We start from the raw sequence: 12,748 nt of genomic DNA on the forward strand, positions 1-12,748 counted from the left end.
GCACCGACACCCCGCCGACGCCACAGCCGACACCACCGATGTCACATTCCGGGGCCCAGAACCGTCGTAGTGGCGACAGAGGGAAAGAAAGGCGACCCCGAGCAAGAGCCCCACACAGAGGGAGACCCACAGCCATGCACCGCATCACCGTCATCGGCGGCGGCTTCGCCGGACTCACCGCGGCCATCACCGCCGCCGAGGCGGGCGCCAAGGTCACCGTGTACGAGGCCCACCACACCCTCGGCGGGCGGGCGCGGACCGCCGAGGGGCCGTACCGGACGAACGAAGGACCGCACGCCCTGTACAACGGCGGCCCGCACTGGGCCTGGCTCAAGCAGCGCGACCTCATCGGGCCGCTCGCGCCGATCCCGCCCCTGGAGGCCGCCCGGCTGCGGCTGCGGCACCGCGGCGTCCTGCGTCGCACGCCGCCGTTCGCCATGCTCAAGCTGCTGCGGCGCGGCCTGCCGCAGGCGCCCGTCGACGTCGACTTCATGACGTGGGCCACGGACATCGCCGGCGAGGAGGGCGCCCGTGCCGCCGCCCACTACTCCGCCGTCGCCCTGTTCCACCACGACCCCGGCGCCCTGTCCGCCGCGTTCGTGCAGGAGCGGCTGCGCCGGGCCACCAAGCTGCCGCCGGAGGCGCACTATCCGCGGGGCGGATGGGCGACCATGATCGACCGGATGGCGGCCCGGGCCTGGAATCTCGGGGTGCGGATGGAGACCCTCTCCCGCGTCGACAGCCTCGACGACCTCGACCGCCCGGCGAGCGACGCGCCCGTCGTCGTCGCCACCTCCCTCGACGCCGCCCGTCGCCTCCTCAAGGACGACTCGCTGACGTGGACGAGCGGCCGAACGGCACTCATCGACCTCGCCGTGCGGACCCGGCGCGGGGACGCCTTCGCCGTCTCCGACCTCGACGAGACCGGGTGGCTGGAGCGGTTCACCGCGCAGGACCGGTCCCTCGCGCCGGCCGGTGAACAGCTGATCCAGGGCCAGATCCCCATCGCCCCGCACGAGTCCAAGGCCGACGGCATCGCCCGTGCCGAGCAGCTTCTCGACCTCGGTTTCCCCGGCTGGCGCGAGCGCGTCACCTGGCGGCGCGAGTCCGTCGCGAGCGGCCGTACCGGCGCAGTCGACCTGCCCGGCACCAGCTGGCGCGACCGTCCGGCCCTCGACCGCGGCGACGGGATCTATCTGGCGGGCGATCAGGTCGCCGCCCCCGGCGTCCTGTCCGAGGTCTCCTTCAACAGCGCCCTCACGGCCGTGTCCCTGGCCCTCGGGCGGCACGCCCTTGACCTCAAGCAGGCTTGAGGTTGCAGCATCGAGCAGCCGCCTCCGGCGACGGGGTGGGCGGCCTGACAGACCCGAGTTCAAACGATGGGGGACCCTCATGCACGCCATCCGCCTGCACGCCTTCGGCCCGGCCGAGAACCTCACCTACGAGGACGTCGACGCCCCCGAACCGGGCCCCGGCCAGGTTCGTATCGCCGTAGCGGCAGCCGGTGTCCACCTCCTCGACACGGCCCTGCGCCAGGGCATCCAGGGCCCGGCGCCGCAGCCGCCCACGCTGCCCACGATCCCCGGCCGCGAGGTCGCCGGCGTCGTCGAGTCCCTCGGCGAGGGTGTCGCCGCGCTCTGGCTCGGCAAGCGCGTCGTAGCGCACCTGGGCTTCGCGCCGGGCGGCTACGCCGAGCTGGCCGTCGCCGACGTCGACCGCGTCCACGAGGTCCCGGCGAACCTCGACTTCGCCGAGGCCGTCGCCATGATCGGCACGGGCCGTACGACGATGGGGATCCTGCAGTTCGCCGAGCTCGGCCCGGACGCGGTCGCCGTGATCCCGGCCGCCGCCGGCGGCATCGGCACCCTGCTCGTGCAGTACGCCAGGAACGCGGGCGCCGTCGTCATCGGCCTCGCCGGAGGCCCTCAGAAGGTCGCCCGGGTGCAGGAGAACGGCGCCGACCTCGCCGTCGACTACACGGACCCGGCATGGCCCGAGAAGGTCCGCGCCTTCCTGGGCGGGCGGCCGGCCACCGTCGTCTTCGACGGCGTCGGCGGCGACGTCGCCCGCGAGTCCGTCGCCCTGCTCGGGCCCGGCGGCAGGCACCTCGTCTTCGGCTGGTCCGGCGCGGGGCTGCACGACGGCGAGCCCTACTTCGTCGACGGCGTCTCCCAGCAGGTCCTCGGCCCCGTGATGATGCAGAAGGCCGGCGGCCCCAACCCCGTACGCACCCTGGAACTGCGCGCCCTCACCGAAGCCGCCGCAGGCCGCCTCACCCCGGCCGTCCAGCGCTTCCCGCTCGCCGAGGCGGCGGCCGCCCACCGCGCCCTCGAAACGCGCGGAACCACCGGAAAGGTGGTTCTGGAGCCGTGACCAGCCGCAGGCACTCCTCGAAGGCGATACCTCGCCCTTCCCGAGAGGGGATCCCTCAGCCCTCCCCGGAGCCGGGGGCCTGAGAAACGGGGGAAAAACGGCGGGAGGGGCCCCACCGGACCGCGGAGCCCCTCCCCCACCCTCCGTCGACGGTCTGCCTGCCGTCGCCGGGTCAGCCGGCGACCGCCTTCGTCGCGTTGCTCACCGCCGACCCGTCCTTGTGACCCGTGCGGTGCGCGATCACCTTCACGGTGATCTTCTTGCCCTTCTGCGCCGACTTCAGCACCAGCGACGACTTGGTCGCCCCGCTGATCGCCCTGCCGTTCGCGTACCACTGGTACGAGTACGAGGTCGGCGCGAGGCTCCACGTCCCCTTGGACGTCTTCAGCGTCTTGCCGACCTTCACCGTCCCGCTGATCACCGGCAGCCTGGTCGCCTTGGGCGCGTCACCCTTGGCCACGGTCACCGCCGCCGAGGTCGCCGTTCCGCTGACCCAGCCGGACTTGACCGCGGTGACGGTCACGGTGAGCTTCTTGCCGACCATCGAGGCGGGGACGGTGTACGTCGACGCCGTCGCCCCGCTGATCGCCGTACCGTTCGCCTTCCACTGGTACGTGTACGACGACGGGGTCGCCGACCAACTGCCCGGCGAGGCCGTCACCTTGGCGCCGGTCTTGGCCGTGCCGGTCACCTTGGGGGCGGCCGTGTTCTCCAGCTTGGGCTGGGCGGTCACGGTGAAGGTGCCGCGCCCGAACTCCCAGCCGCGCGTGATCACGCTGACGTTCCAGGTACCGGTGGCCGCGCCGGTCAGGTCGAGGGTCGCGGTCACCGTCCGGTTGTCCGCGGAGACCGAGTCGGCCGCCGCCGTGATCGTCTTCCCGGCCTGGCTCAGCCGGACGGTGACGTCGGGGCCGAGCGCGGTTCCGGTGACCGTGAGCTTCACCTTGCCGCCGGCCGCCCCGGTGTCGGGGCTGACCGCGGTGACGGCCGTCTCCTCGGTGCCGCAGGGCGCGGACGTGCAGGTCAGCTTGGCGCTGTAGGCCGTACTCGGCGCCTTCTCGGGCAGGCCCAGCAGGAACAGCGTCGGCGTGCTCTGCGGGGACGAGCCGAGCGCGTCGCAGTCGTAGCCCTCCGGGATGTAGTGCGTGCAGCCGTTGTCCCAGGTCGACGTGTTGTACAGCACCGGTACCGCCGTCGTGGTGGCGCCGGCGGTGTCCTTGATGTCGGTCTCGAAGCGGTCGAACCCGGCGGTCGGCAGCGCCGCGCACACCGCGGTGTGCGACTCGTCCAGGGTGCCGGTGATCGGCCCGTACCCGTAGGCCACGGACGGCACCTTGACGCACTCCGGCGCGGGCCCGTCGGCGGTCGCGATGCGCAGGGCGTCCAGGCGGTACTCGGGCGCGGCCCTGAGGTTGACCGGGGTCTGCACGAGGACCTGGTGGGTGGTGGACCCGGTGACCGCGCAGGAGGTGTTGCGGAAGGAGCACTCCACACGGCCGTCCCCGGCGACGACCGCGGAGTTGGCGGTGCCGAGGGCGTCCCGCACGTTGACGTGCACGACGTCGGTGTCCGCGGCGGTGGTCACCTGACGGCAGTCGAGGGTGCCGGGGGTGCCGTACGCGCTCTTCACGGAGGGTCCGCCGACCTTCGCGGCGGCGGTCTTCGTGCAGCCCGCCGAGGAGGCGCTCGCGGTGACGTCCCGCCGGGCCAGGGTGTAGGTGGCGGCCTGGTCGCGGCCGGTCACCAGCACGGTGTGGGCCTTGCCCGGGGTCAGGGAGCAGATGGTCCAGCCGTTGGTGGTGGCGTAGCGCTCGCAGACCCGCTTGCCGTCGGAGTCCAGCACCGAGAACTCCGCGGAGGCGGCCTGGGAGGTGGCGATCAGCTGGAAGACCTCGGCGTTCGTGTGCGCGCCCGCCGGGATGCCCAGGCACTGCGAGAAGACGCCGTCGCCCGTGGTCAGCGTGGCCTTCTCGCCGTCCGCGGCGAAGCTGCCGGCGGGCAGGACGGGGCAGCCCTGCGCGATGTCGGTGCGGTGGAAGGCCACCGCGTAGGCGCCGGTCGCCGAGTCCCCCTCGTCGTCGGTGTGCACCAGCGCCCGGTAGGGCGCCTCGCCGGTGAGCGCGCAGTCGCCGCCCCTCAGCTCGTCCTGGTCGCACTGCGGGGTGCCGGCCCGGTCCAGGACCTCCACCTCGGGGGTCAGCCCGGCCGAGGAGAGCGAGGTGAGCGCGGCGATCCGGGCACCCTGCGGGGCGTCCAGCGTCAGGCAGTCGTACTGTCCGGCCTTGCTCAACTCGCCCTTGTACAGCCCCATCCCGGTCGGCACGCACCCGGCGTCCGAGGCGCGGTCGAGGACGAGCAGGTCGTCATGTGCGCCGCTGTAGGGGGAGGTGCCGTCGAGGATCGCGGTGTACGTGCCCGCGGTCGGCAGCCGGCACGGGTCGCTCTCCCGGCAGGCGATCTTCCCGGCCGCGTCGTACACCAGGACGGGGCTCGCGGAGTCGTCGTCGACCGCGTGGACCAGGTAGGCCCCGGCCTTGCCGACGGTGAAGGTGAAGCAGGGGTCGGTGCCGAAGTCCAGGCCCGCCGGCCGCCCGAAGGGGCGCACGGACGCGGTCCGGCAGCCCTGCGGGTCGGTCAGCGCGCGCACCTTGACCGCGTACTGGGCGGGGAAGCCGTTCTCCGCCTCGGTGACCTGGGACAGCACCCGGTACGGGCCCTCGCCGGGCAGCACACAGCTGAAGGTGTCCTCGTCGTCCTCGGTGACGCGGGGGCAGATCCGGGCGCCGCTCGCGTCGGTGATCCACGCGACGACGAAGCCGTAGACGCTCGTCCCCCGGGTGAGACGGACGCGCTGGCCCGGCTTGCCCTCGAACGCCTGGCAGTCGACCTCCAGCGGGCTCGCCGAGGTCCGGCTCACCGTGGGCAGGTCCCAGGAGGTGCCGACCGGCTCGAAGCAGCCCGGCGTGGCCGAGCCGAGCGGGACGACGGTGACCGCGGCCTGCTCCGGGTCCACCCAGCCGTTGTTGACGACCTTGACGGTGTAGGTGCCGGCCGCGGGCACCTGGCACCAGCCGTTGTCGTAGGACTGCACGTCGTAGCAGTCGACTTGGGTGCCGTCCGCGGCGTACATCTGCGCGTACGCGTTGTTCCCGCTGTCGTCCAGCAACATCCGGTACAGGCCCGCCTGCGGAGCCGTCACGGAGAAGCAGGCGCTGTCCTGGGCCGGCACGGTCGCCTTGCCGACGGCGTCCCCCGGGTCGCCGAAGGACGCGAGCGCGAGCGGCGCGCACTCCCCGTCGGCGGCGACGGCGGGGCTCGCCCCGGTCAGGGTCAGCAGTGAGGCGAACAGCGAGACGACAGCGGCGAAGACGGCCGCAGACCTGGCCGCCCGCCCCCGTCTCGCAGGCAGACAGGAGTCGTCGTCGGACATGGAATCCCCCCTGGATCATTGGTCGTTGAGGCGATGGTCGCACAGGGGTGCGACAACGCACGCGCGAGTATCCAGGGGTGAAAGCCGGCGAAACTTTCGTCAGTGCCGCCCGGCCACCCGGTCGGCGAACCGCGCCAGCTTCGAGGACTCCGCGGTGTTCGCGGTGTGCTCCCGCCGGTCCGCCGCCCGGTAGGTGGCGTACAGCCCGTGCACTCCGAGCCACCGCAGCGGCTCCGGCTCCCATTTGCGCACCTTGTGGCCGACCCAAGGAAGCTCGGTCAGCTCGGTGCGCCCGCCCTGGCCCGAGTCCTGCTGCACCAGGTCCCGCAGCGTGCGGGCCGCCAGGTTGGCGGTGGCGACGCCCGAGCCGACGTAGCCGCCCGCCCACCCGAGCCCCGTCGACCGGTCCAGGGTGACCGTCGCGCACCAGTCGCGCGGCACGCCCAGCACGCCCGACCAGGCGTGCTCGATCCGGACCGGGGCCAGCTGCGGGAAGAAGCGCACGAGGATCTCGCGCAGCGCCTCGACCGTCGCGTCCTGCGTACGCCCGTCGTTGTCGGTCCGCGAGCCGAAGCGGTAGGGCACCCCGCGCCCGCCCAGCGCGATCCGTCCGTCGGCGGTGCGCTGCGCGTACATGTAGGCGTGCGCCATGTCGCCCAGCGTCTCGCCCCCGTCCCAGCCCACCGACTCCCACTGCTCCTGCGTCAGCGGCTCGGTGGCAATCATCGAGGAGTTCATGGGCAGCCAGGTCCGCTTCTGGCCCTTCAGGGCGGCGGTGAACCCCTCGGTGCAGCGCAGGACATAGGGCGCGCGGACGGTGCCGTACGGCGTGACCGCGTGCTTGGGCCGGATCTCCGTCACCGGCGTCAGCTCGTGAAGGGTGACCCCGAGCGCTTCCACGGCCGCCGCGAGGCCCTTCACCAGCTTCACCGGGTGCACCCTTGCCCCGTGCGGCGTCCAGGTCGAACCGACCGCGTCCGCGATCTTGACGCGTTCGGCGGTCTCGCGGGCGCCGAACAGCTCACGGTCCTTCTCGCCGTACGCCAGCTCGTGCTCGTGGAAGGCCTTCAGTCGCGCCAACTGGGCGGGGGTGCGGGCGACTTCGAGGACACCGCCCTTGTGCAGCCCGGCGTCGAAGCCCTCTTCGGCGACGGCTCGGGCGACCTCGTCGACGGTGTCGTTCATGGCCCGCTGCAGCCGTACGGCGGCCTCGTGGCCGTGCAGCTTCGCGTACCGGTCGCGCCCCGCGATGCCGTTGTACAGCCAGCCGCCGTTGCGCCCCGAGGCGCCGTATCCGCAGAACTTCTGCTCCAGGACGGTGATCCGGAGGAAGGGGACCGCCTTCTTCAGGTAGTACGCGGTCCACAGTCCCGTGTACCCACCGCCCACGATCACCACGTCCGCGGAGGCGTCCCCCGCGAGCGGCTCCCGCACCTCGGGGAGGCCGTCGTCCGCGTACCAGAAGGAAATGCCGCCGTTCACGGCACCACTGACAGAGCTGCTCATGCGAGGACGGTAATTGGGGTGAGCCGATTGCGGCAGCCCAGTACGGTCACAAGGTGATCGACATTCCGGACGCGCTCATCGCCCAGCACGTGCGCTACGACGGAGAGGCCGGCCGTGCCTACGTCACCACGCTCGCGGAGCGTGCCGCGCGCTTCCTGGAGCACTGGCGGCTGCGACTGGACGGGCCGACGATGTACGGCCGCTGCGCGCTGGTCCTGCCCGTGCTGCGGGCCGACGGTACACGGGCCGTACTCAAGCTCCAGGACGTCGACGAGGAGACCGTGGGAGAGCCGGTCGCACTGCGGGCGTGGCGGGGCGACGGGGCAGTGCTGCTTCTGGACTCCGACGACGAAACGGGCACGCTGCTGCTGGAGCGGCTCGACGCGAACCGGCTCCTGGACGATCTGCCGGACTCCCGCGAGGCCACGGTGGTCATCGCCCGTCTGCTGGCGCATCTCACCGCCACCCCGGCCCCACCGGGCATGCGCGGCCTCGGCGACATCGCCGAGGAGATGCTGGACGAGACGCCGGCGGCCCTGGAGCACCTCCCGGACCCGGCCGTCCGCCGCCTCGTCGCGGACTGCGCGGCGGCCGTGCGCGAGGTCGCCGCCGAGCCCGGCGACCGGCTGCTGCACTGGGACCTGCACTTCGAGAACGTCCTCGGCTCCGACCGGGCGCCCTGGCTCGCCATCGACCCCAAGCCGCTGGCCGGCGACCCCGGGTTCGACCTGTTCCCGGCGCTGTGGAACCGCTTCGACGCGGACGAGGTGCGGTGGCGCTTCGACGCCATGACCGAGGTTCTCGGCCTCGACCGGGACCGGGCTCGCGCCTGGACGCTGGGCCGAGTGCTGCAGAACTCGCTGTGGCAGATCGAGGAGGGCGGCGCCCCGCTCGACGAGCACATGGAAATCGCGAGGCGCATGCGGAGCCACCCCGGTTAGCCTCGCCCCATGATCCGACCCGCCACGCCCGCCGACATCCCCGCCCTGCACACCCTGATCCGCGAACTCGCCGAGTACGAGAAGGCCCCGCACGAGGCGAAGGCCACCCCGCAGCAGCTCCACGAGGCCCTCTTCGGCGACCACCCGGCCGCCTACGCGCACATCGCGGCCGACGACGTGACCGGCGAGACCGTCGGCTGTGCGATCTGGTTCCTGAACTTCTCCACCTGGCGCGGCGTCCACGGCATCTACCTGGAGGACCTCTACGTCCGCCCCACCGCCCGCGGCGCCGGCCACGGCAAGGCCCTGCTCACCGAACTGGCCCGGCTCTGCGTGGAGCGCGGCTACGAGCGCCTGGAGTGGTCCGTACTGAACTGGAACACCCCGTCCATCGCCTTCTACGAGGCCCTCGGCGCCTGCCCCCAGGACGAGTGGACGGTGTACCGCCTGACGGACGAGGCGCTCGCCGAGCTGGGCGCCGCACCGGAGCGCGGGGCGGTGTGAACGTCCTGCGCATGACACGCCACCGAATGGGCACGGCTTCCCGGCATGAGCCACACGAATATGCGCCGCATGAACTCCCCCGCGCCTGAACCCGACTTCATCCCCGGCCTCGAACTGTCCCGCCGCTACTACACCGACGCCGTACGCCCGTTGCTGGAGGAGGCCGCCCCCGGCGTCCCCCACTCCGCCGCCCGCATGGGCAGCGGCTCCGAGGTCCTCGGCTACGACACCGCGCGCTCCGCCGACCACGAGTGGGGCCCGCGCCTACAGGTCTTCCTCCACCGCCACGACGTGCCCCGCCATGCGGCCCGCATCAGACACGTCCTCGCCGAGCACCTCCCGAAGACGTTCCTCGGCCACCCCACCCACTTCGCCCCGGCGGGAGAGGAGGACCGGGACATCCGCGTCATGCGGCTCACCGACGGCCCCGTCCACCACCGCGTCGAAGTCACCGGCACCTCCACCTGGTTCACCGACACCCTCGGCTTCGACCCGGCGCAGGGCCTCACCCCGGCCGACTGGCTGGCCACCCCCACCCAGCTGCTCGCCGAGGTCACCGCGGGCGCCGTCTTCCACGACGGCCTGCACACGCTCACCCCGTTACGCCGAGCGCTGCGCTGGTACCCCCACGACGTCTGGCTGTACGTCCTGGCGTGCCAGTGGCAGCGCATCGCGCAGGAGGAGGCCTTCGTGGGCCGCTCGGGCGAGGTCGGCGACGAACTGGGCTCCGCCGTCACCGCCGCCCGCCTGGTCCGCGACCTGATGCGGCTCTGCCTCCTGATGGACCGCCGCTACCCGCCGTACGGCAAGTGGCTCGGCAGCGCGTTCGCCCGCAGCCGCGTCGGCCCCCGCCTGACCCCGGACCTCACGGCCGTCCTCGCCGCCACCGACTGGCACACCCGCGAACAGCACCTCACCCACGCGTACGAGATCGTCGCGCATCTGCACAACGAGCTCGCCCTGACCGACCGCGTCGCCCCCACCACGCGCCCGTACCACTCACGCCCCTTCCAGGTCCTGCGCGCCGACCGCTTCACCGAGGCCCTCACCGCCCGCATCACCGACCCGGTCCTGCGCGACCTGCCGCTCGTCGGCGCGGTGGACCAGTTCCTCGACAGCACCGACGTCCTGACCCGCCCCGAACTGACCAGGGCCGTCGGCCAGGACTTGCGAAAGCCCGGTTCAGAACGGATCTGACGCCGCGACCGCCTTCAGTTCCCGCTCCACGGCCTCACCGATCGTCCCGGCGTCTCCCCCACGCAGGTTGCCGACGACGGTGAGGGTGTAGGCGTCGGCGGTGTGGACGAGGCAGAGGTTCGCCGTGCCCGGCGGGGAGAGCTGCGGCAGGGGGACGATGCGCGACAGGGGACGGCCGTGCAAGTGGCTAGGGTTGTCACGCCACTTGAAGGCGGTGCACAGGCTGGTGGTGAGTTCCGGGCGTGCCAGCCTCTTGGCCATCGCGCCGGCCAGCCACGGCACGGTACGCGCGGCGGCCTGCAGTGCGGGAAGGATCGCACGGTGGGCGTCGCAGCGTCCGTCGAACGCCGCGACCTCGTCCTGGCACGCCCGCAGACGCGCCACCGGGGATGCGAGGTCGACGGGCAGCGCCATGCGCAGCGCGGTGACGCCGTTGCCGAGGTGGTGGGCGTTGTGGCGGGTCCGCAGGTCGACCGGCACCGTGGCGTAGAACGGGGTCGGTCCCTTCGGCCAGGACCGCAGAGGGCCGTGGCAGGCGCGCAGGGCGCCGGCGTACGTGCTCAGCAGCAGCTCGTTGAGGGTGGATCCCCGCCCGTCGGCCGGCTGGCGGCGGGCGGTGCGCATGACCTGCGGGTCGAGCTCGATCACGGCCACCGACGGCCGCGGTTCGCCGAGGGGAGCCGGCGGGAGGGGCTGGCCGAAAACCCCGATGCGGCGCAATTCCCTGCACACAGCGGCGGGACCGACGGCAGGGCGCTGTTGCCCCGCCGCGAGCGGGTGTGCCGCCCCCCGCCCCAGCGGCCCCGGCGCTGCGGCGTCGTCCATCAGCAGCCGGAACAGAGTCTCCAGGGATCTGCCGTCCAGCAGCGCGTGATGGGCGAACAACACGATGGCCTGCCGCGTGACCAGCAGCCGCCACAGGGGCCGTTCGACCGGCAGCCGGTGACTGACACCGTCGGCGAGCAGGGATTCCAGCTCCTGGTCCGTGGCGGTGATGTGCGCGGCGGGATCGAACGGCCGGGCGGCCGACCACCGGTGGCCGGACAGCGCCGCCGGCCCGGTGGGGGGCTGGAGGACCAGGCTCATCCGGTCCAGTCCGCCCCACCGGTCACGCACGCGGGACCGCACCTGCGCCAGGTCGAACGGCCCCCCGGGAAACACCGCCGCGATGCCGATCGTCCCCGGCATTCCGTTGCGGAGGTGCCCTTCCTCGATGGCCGTCAGCCTCATGTTCCAGCCTCTCGTTCCCAAGCCCCCCTGAGTACTCGCCTCCCGCCTCCCGTGATCAGGCGTGGGGTGAATCGAACACGACACAGGCGTTGTGGCCCCCGAAGGCGAAACTGTTGCTGATCACGGGCCCGTCCGGGATCTTGCGTGGCTCGGCGGTGACCACATCCAGTTCGCATCGCGGGTCCAGCCGCGTGAGATGAGCCGTCGGAGGCGCGAGCCCCTCGTGCACGGACCACGCCGTGATCACGGCTTCCAGCGCTCCCGCCAGCCCCAACCCGTGCCCGGTCACGGCCTTGGGGGCGGTGACCGGCACCGCACGGGAGCCGAACACGGCGGTGATCGCCTGCGCTTCCGCGAGGTCGTTCAGCTCGGTGCCGGTGCCGTGCGCATTGACATGGGTGACGGCGTCGGCGGTCGTACCGGCGTCGGCGAGCGCCTGCTCCATGCACGCCCGGGCACCGAGACCGTCGGGGTGCGGTGCCGTGAGGTGGTGGGCGTCGGAGGTCCGGCCGTATCCGGTCAGCGTGGCGTAGATCCGGGCGCCACGAGCGCGGGCGAGGTCCAGCCGTTCCAGCACCAGGAACGCCGCCCCCTCGGCGAGGACGAATCCCTGCCGCGCGACGTCGAACGGCCGTGAGGCGGCGGCGGGATCATCGCACTCGGTGACCATCGCACCGGCCCGCCCGAAGGCCAGCGCGGTCGTCGGAGTCAGGGGGCTGTCATGGCCTCCTGCCACCACCACGTCAGCGCACCCGGCCCGGATCATCTGCATCGCCTCACCCACCGCATGCGTCCCGGAGGCACAGGCGGTGGAGACCGTGAGGCTCGGGCCGGTGATCCCGAGCCGGGCGCTGATCCAGTACGCCCCCGCGTTGTGCATCAGCCGAGGCGCGTACAGCACATCGGGATGCCCGATGCCGTTCTCCTGACTGATCACCCCGCCGTAGCCGGTACCGGTGACCACCGCCCGCCGGCCGGGACCGACCTGCAGCCCCCCGGCGTCCGCCACGGCGTCCGCGGCCGCGCACACGGCCATCTGCACCGAACGGTCGGCCCGTCGTACCTCTTTGGGCGTCAGATAGCCGGTCGGGTCGAAGTCGGGCATCGCACACGCCGGGTACACGACGGCGCCCTCGTCGTCGAAGACATGCAGCGACGTCGCCGAACGGCACTCCGCCAGGCTCTCCCACAGCGCTGCCGGACTCGCTCCGGCGGCGCACCGCACTCCCAGGCCGGTGACGGCGACCGCGGGTCGGCGGATCATCGGGCGAGGGGGCTGTGGGCGTCATGGGTGCGCAGCCTCACGATGAGGTCGGCCACGTCACCCACGGTGGACACGCCGGCCTTGTCGGTCCCCTTCAGGGACACTCCGAACAACTCCTCCGAGGCCACTTCCAGTTCGGTGATGTCCAGGCTGTCGGCTCCGAGGTCGGCCACCAGCCGGGCCTGCGGCACGACCGCCTCCGGCGGCACCGACATCACCCGCGCGCACAGCGGGCGCAGCGCTTCCCATACGTCGCCGTGTTCCACATCCATGCAACTGCCTCCATCTCCTGGTGCCGTCAGG

10 protein-coding genes are annotated in these 12,748 nt (G+C 72.6%); 5 read left to right on the top strand and 5 right to left on the bottom strand.

What is annotated here, in order from left to right; all coding sequences use genetic code 11:
- Nucleotides 1–134 precede the first annotated feature (134 nt).
- Nucleotides 135–1,313 carry an FAD-dependent oxidoreductase gene (locus EHO50_RS21245; RefSeq protein WP_128432097.1) on the top strand — a complete coding sequence of 393 codons (1,179 nt, stop codon included), beginning with the start codon at nucleotides 135–137 and terminating at the stop codon, nucleotides 1,311–1,313.
- Between the two features lie 79 nt (nucleotides 1,314–1,392).
- On the top strand, nucleotides 1,393–2,373 hold the full coding sequence (locus tag EHO50_RS21250; RefSeq protein WP_128432099.1) for a zinc-binding dehydrogenase: 981 nt from the start codon (nucleotides 1,393–1,395) through the stop codon (nucleotides 2,371–2,373).
- A gap of 172 nt (nucleotides 2,374–2,545) precedes the next feature.
- Here EHO50_RS21250 and EHO50_RS21255 read toward each other — a convergent pair whose 3' ends face one another.
- Together EHO50_RS21255 and EHO50_RS21260 are read right to left on the bottom strand one after the other, a co-directional pair.
- On the bottom strand, nucleotides 2,546–5,803 hold the full coding sequence (locus tag EHO50_RS21255; protein WP_128432102.1) for an IPT/TIG domain-containing protein: 3,258 nt from the start codon (nucleotides 5,801–5,803) through the stop codon (nucleotides 2,546–2,548).
- 99 nt (nucleotides 5,804–5,902) lie between these two features.
- Nucleotides 5,903–7,309, bottom strand: a complete 1,407-nt coding sequence (locus tag EHO50_RS21260; RefSeq protein ID WP_181449666.1) for an NAD(P)/FAD-dependent oxidoreductase — start codon at nucleotides 7,307–7,309, stop codon at nucleotides 5,903–5,905.
- Between the two features lie 26 nt (nucleotides 7,310–7,335).
- Here EHO50_RS21260 and EHO50_RS21265 point away from each other — a divergent pair, with 26 nt between their 5' ends.
- Genes EHO50_RS21265 through EHO50_RS21275 form a run of 3 tightly spaced genes read left to right on the top strand, consistent with a single transcriptional unit; the run spans nucleotide 7,336 to nucleotide 9,951 of the window.
- Nucleotides 7,336–8,250 carry an aminoglycoside phosphotransferase family protein gene (locus EHO50_RS21265; protein WP_425472245.1) on the top strand — a complete coding sequence of 305 codons (915 nt, stop codon included), beginning with the start codon at nucleotides 7,336–7,338 and terminating at the stop codon, nucleotides 8,248–8,250.
- 9 nt (nucleotides 8,251–8,259) lie between these two features.
- Nucleotides 8,260–8,754, top strand: coding sequence for a GNAT family N-acetyltransferase (locus tag EHO50_RS21270; RefSeq protein WP_128432106.1), 495 nt, complete (start codon nucleotides 8,260–8,262; stop codon nucleotides 8,752–8,754).
- Nucleotides 8,755–8,799: 45 nt separating this feature from the next.
- A complete protein-coding gene (locus tag EHO50_RS21275; RefSeq protein WP_425472238.1) occupies nucleotides 8,800–9,951 on the top strand; it encodes a DUF4037 domain-containing protein in 1,152 nt (383 codons plus the stop codon).
- Here the strand turns inward: EHO50_RS21275 and EHO50_RS21280 are convergent.
- Genes EHO50_RS21280 through EHO50_RS21290 form a run of 3 tightly spaced genes read right to left on the bottom strand, consistent with a single transcriptional unit; the run spans nucleotide 9,937 to nucleotide 12,717 of the window.
- A complete protein-coding gene (locus EHO50_RS21280) occupies nucleotides 9,937–11,181 on the bottom strand; it encodes a wax ester/triacylglycerol synthase domain-containing protein (RefSeq protein ID WP_128432108.1) in 1,245 nt (414 codons plus the stop codon). The two genes, EHO50_RS21275 and EHO50_RS21280, sit on opposite strands and share 15 nt — an antisense overlap.
- 55 nt (nucleotides 11,182–11,236) lie before the next feature.
- Nucleotides 11,237–12,445: a beta-ketoacyl-[acyl-carrier-protein] synthase family protein gene (locus EHO50_RS21285; protein WP_128432110.1), complete on the bottom strand. Its 1,209-nt coding sequence runs from the start codon at nucleotides 12,443–12,445 to the stop codon at nucleotides 11,237–11,239.
- Nucleotides 12,442–12,717: an acyl carrier protein gene (locus EHO50_RS21290; protein WP_128432112.1), complete on the bottom strand. Its 276-nt coding sequence runs from the start codon at nucleotides 12,715–12,717 to the stop codon at nucleotides 12,442–12,444. Before EHO50_RS21290 ends, EHO50_RS21285 begins: the two co-directional genes overlap by 4 nt.
- Nucleotides 12,718–12,748: the final 31 nt, after the last annotated feature.

Origin of the sequence: Streptomyces cyaneus, from assembly GCF_004028635.1 — a bacterium.
Classification (GTDB): domain Bacteria; phylum Actinomycetota; class Actinomycetes; order Streptomycetales; family Streptomycetaceae; genus Streptomyces; species Streptomyces cyaneus.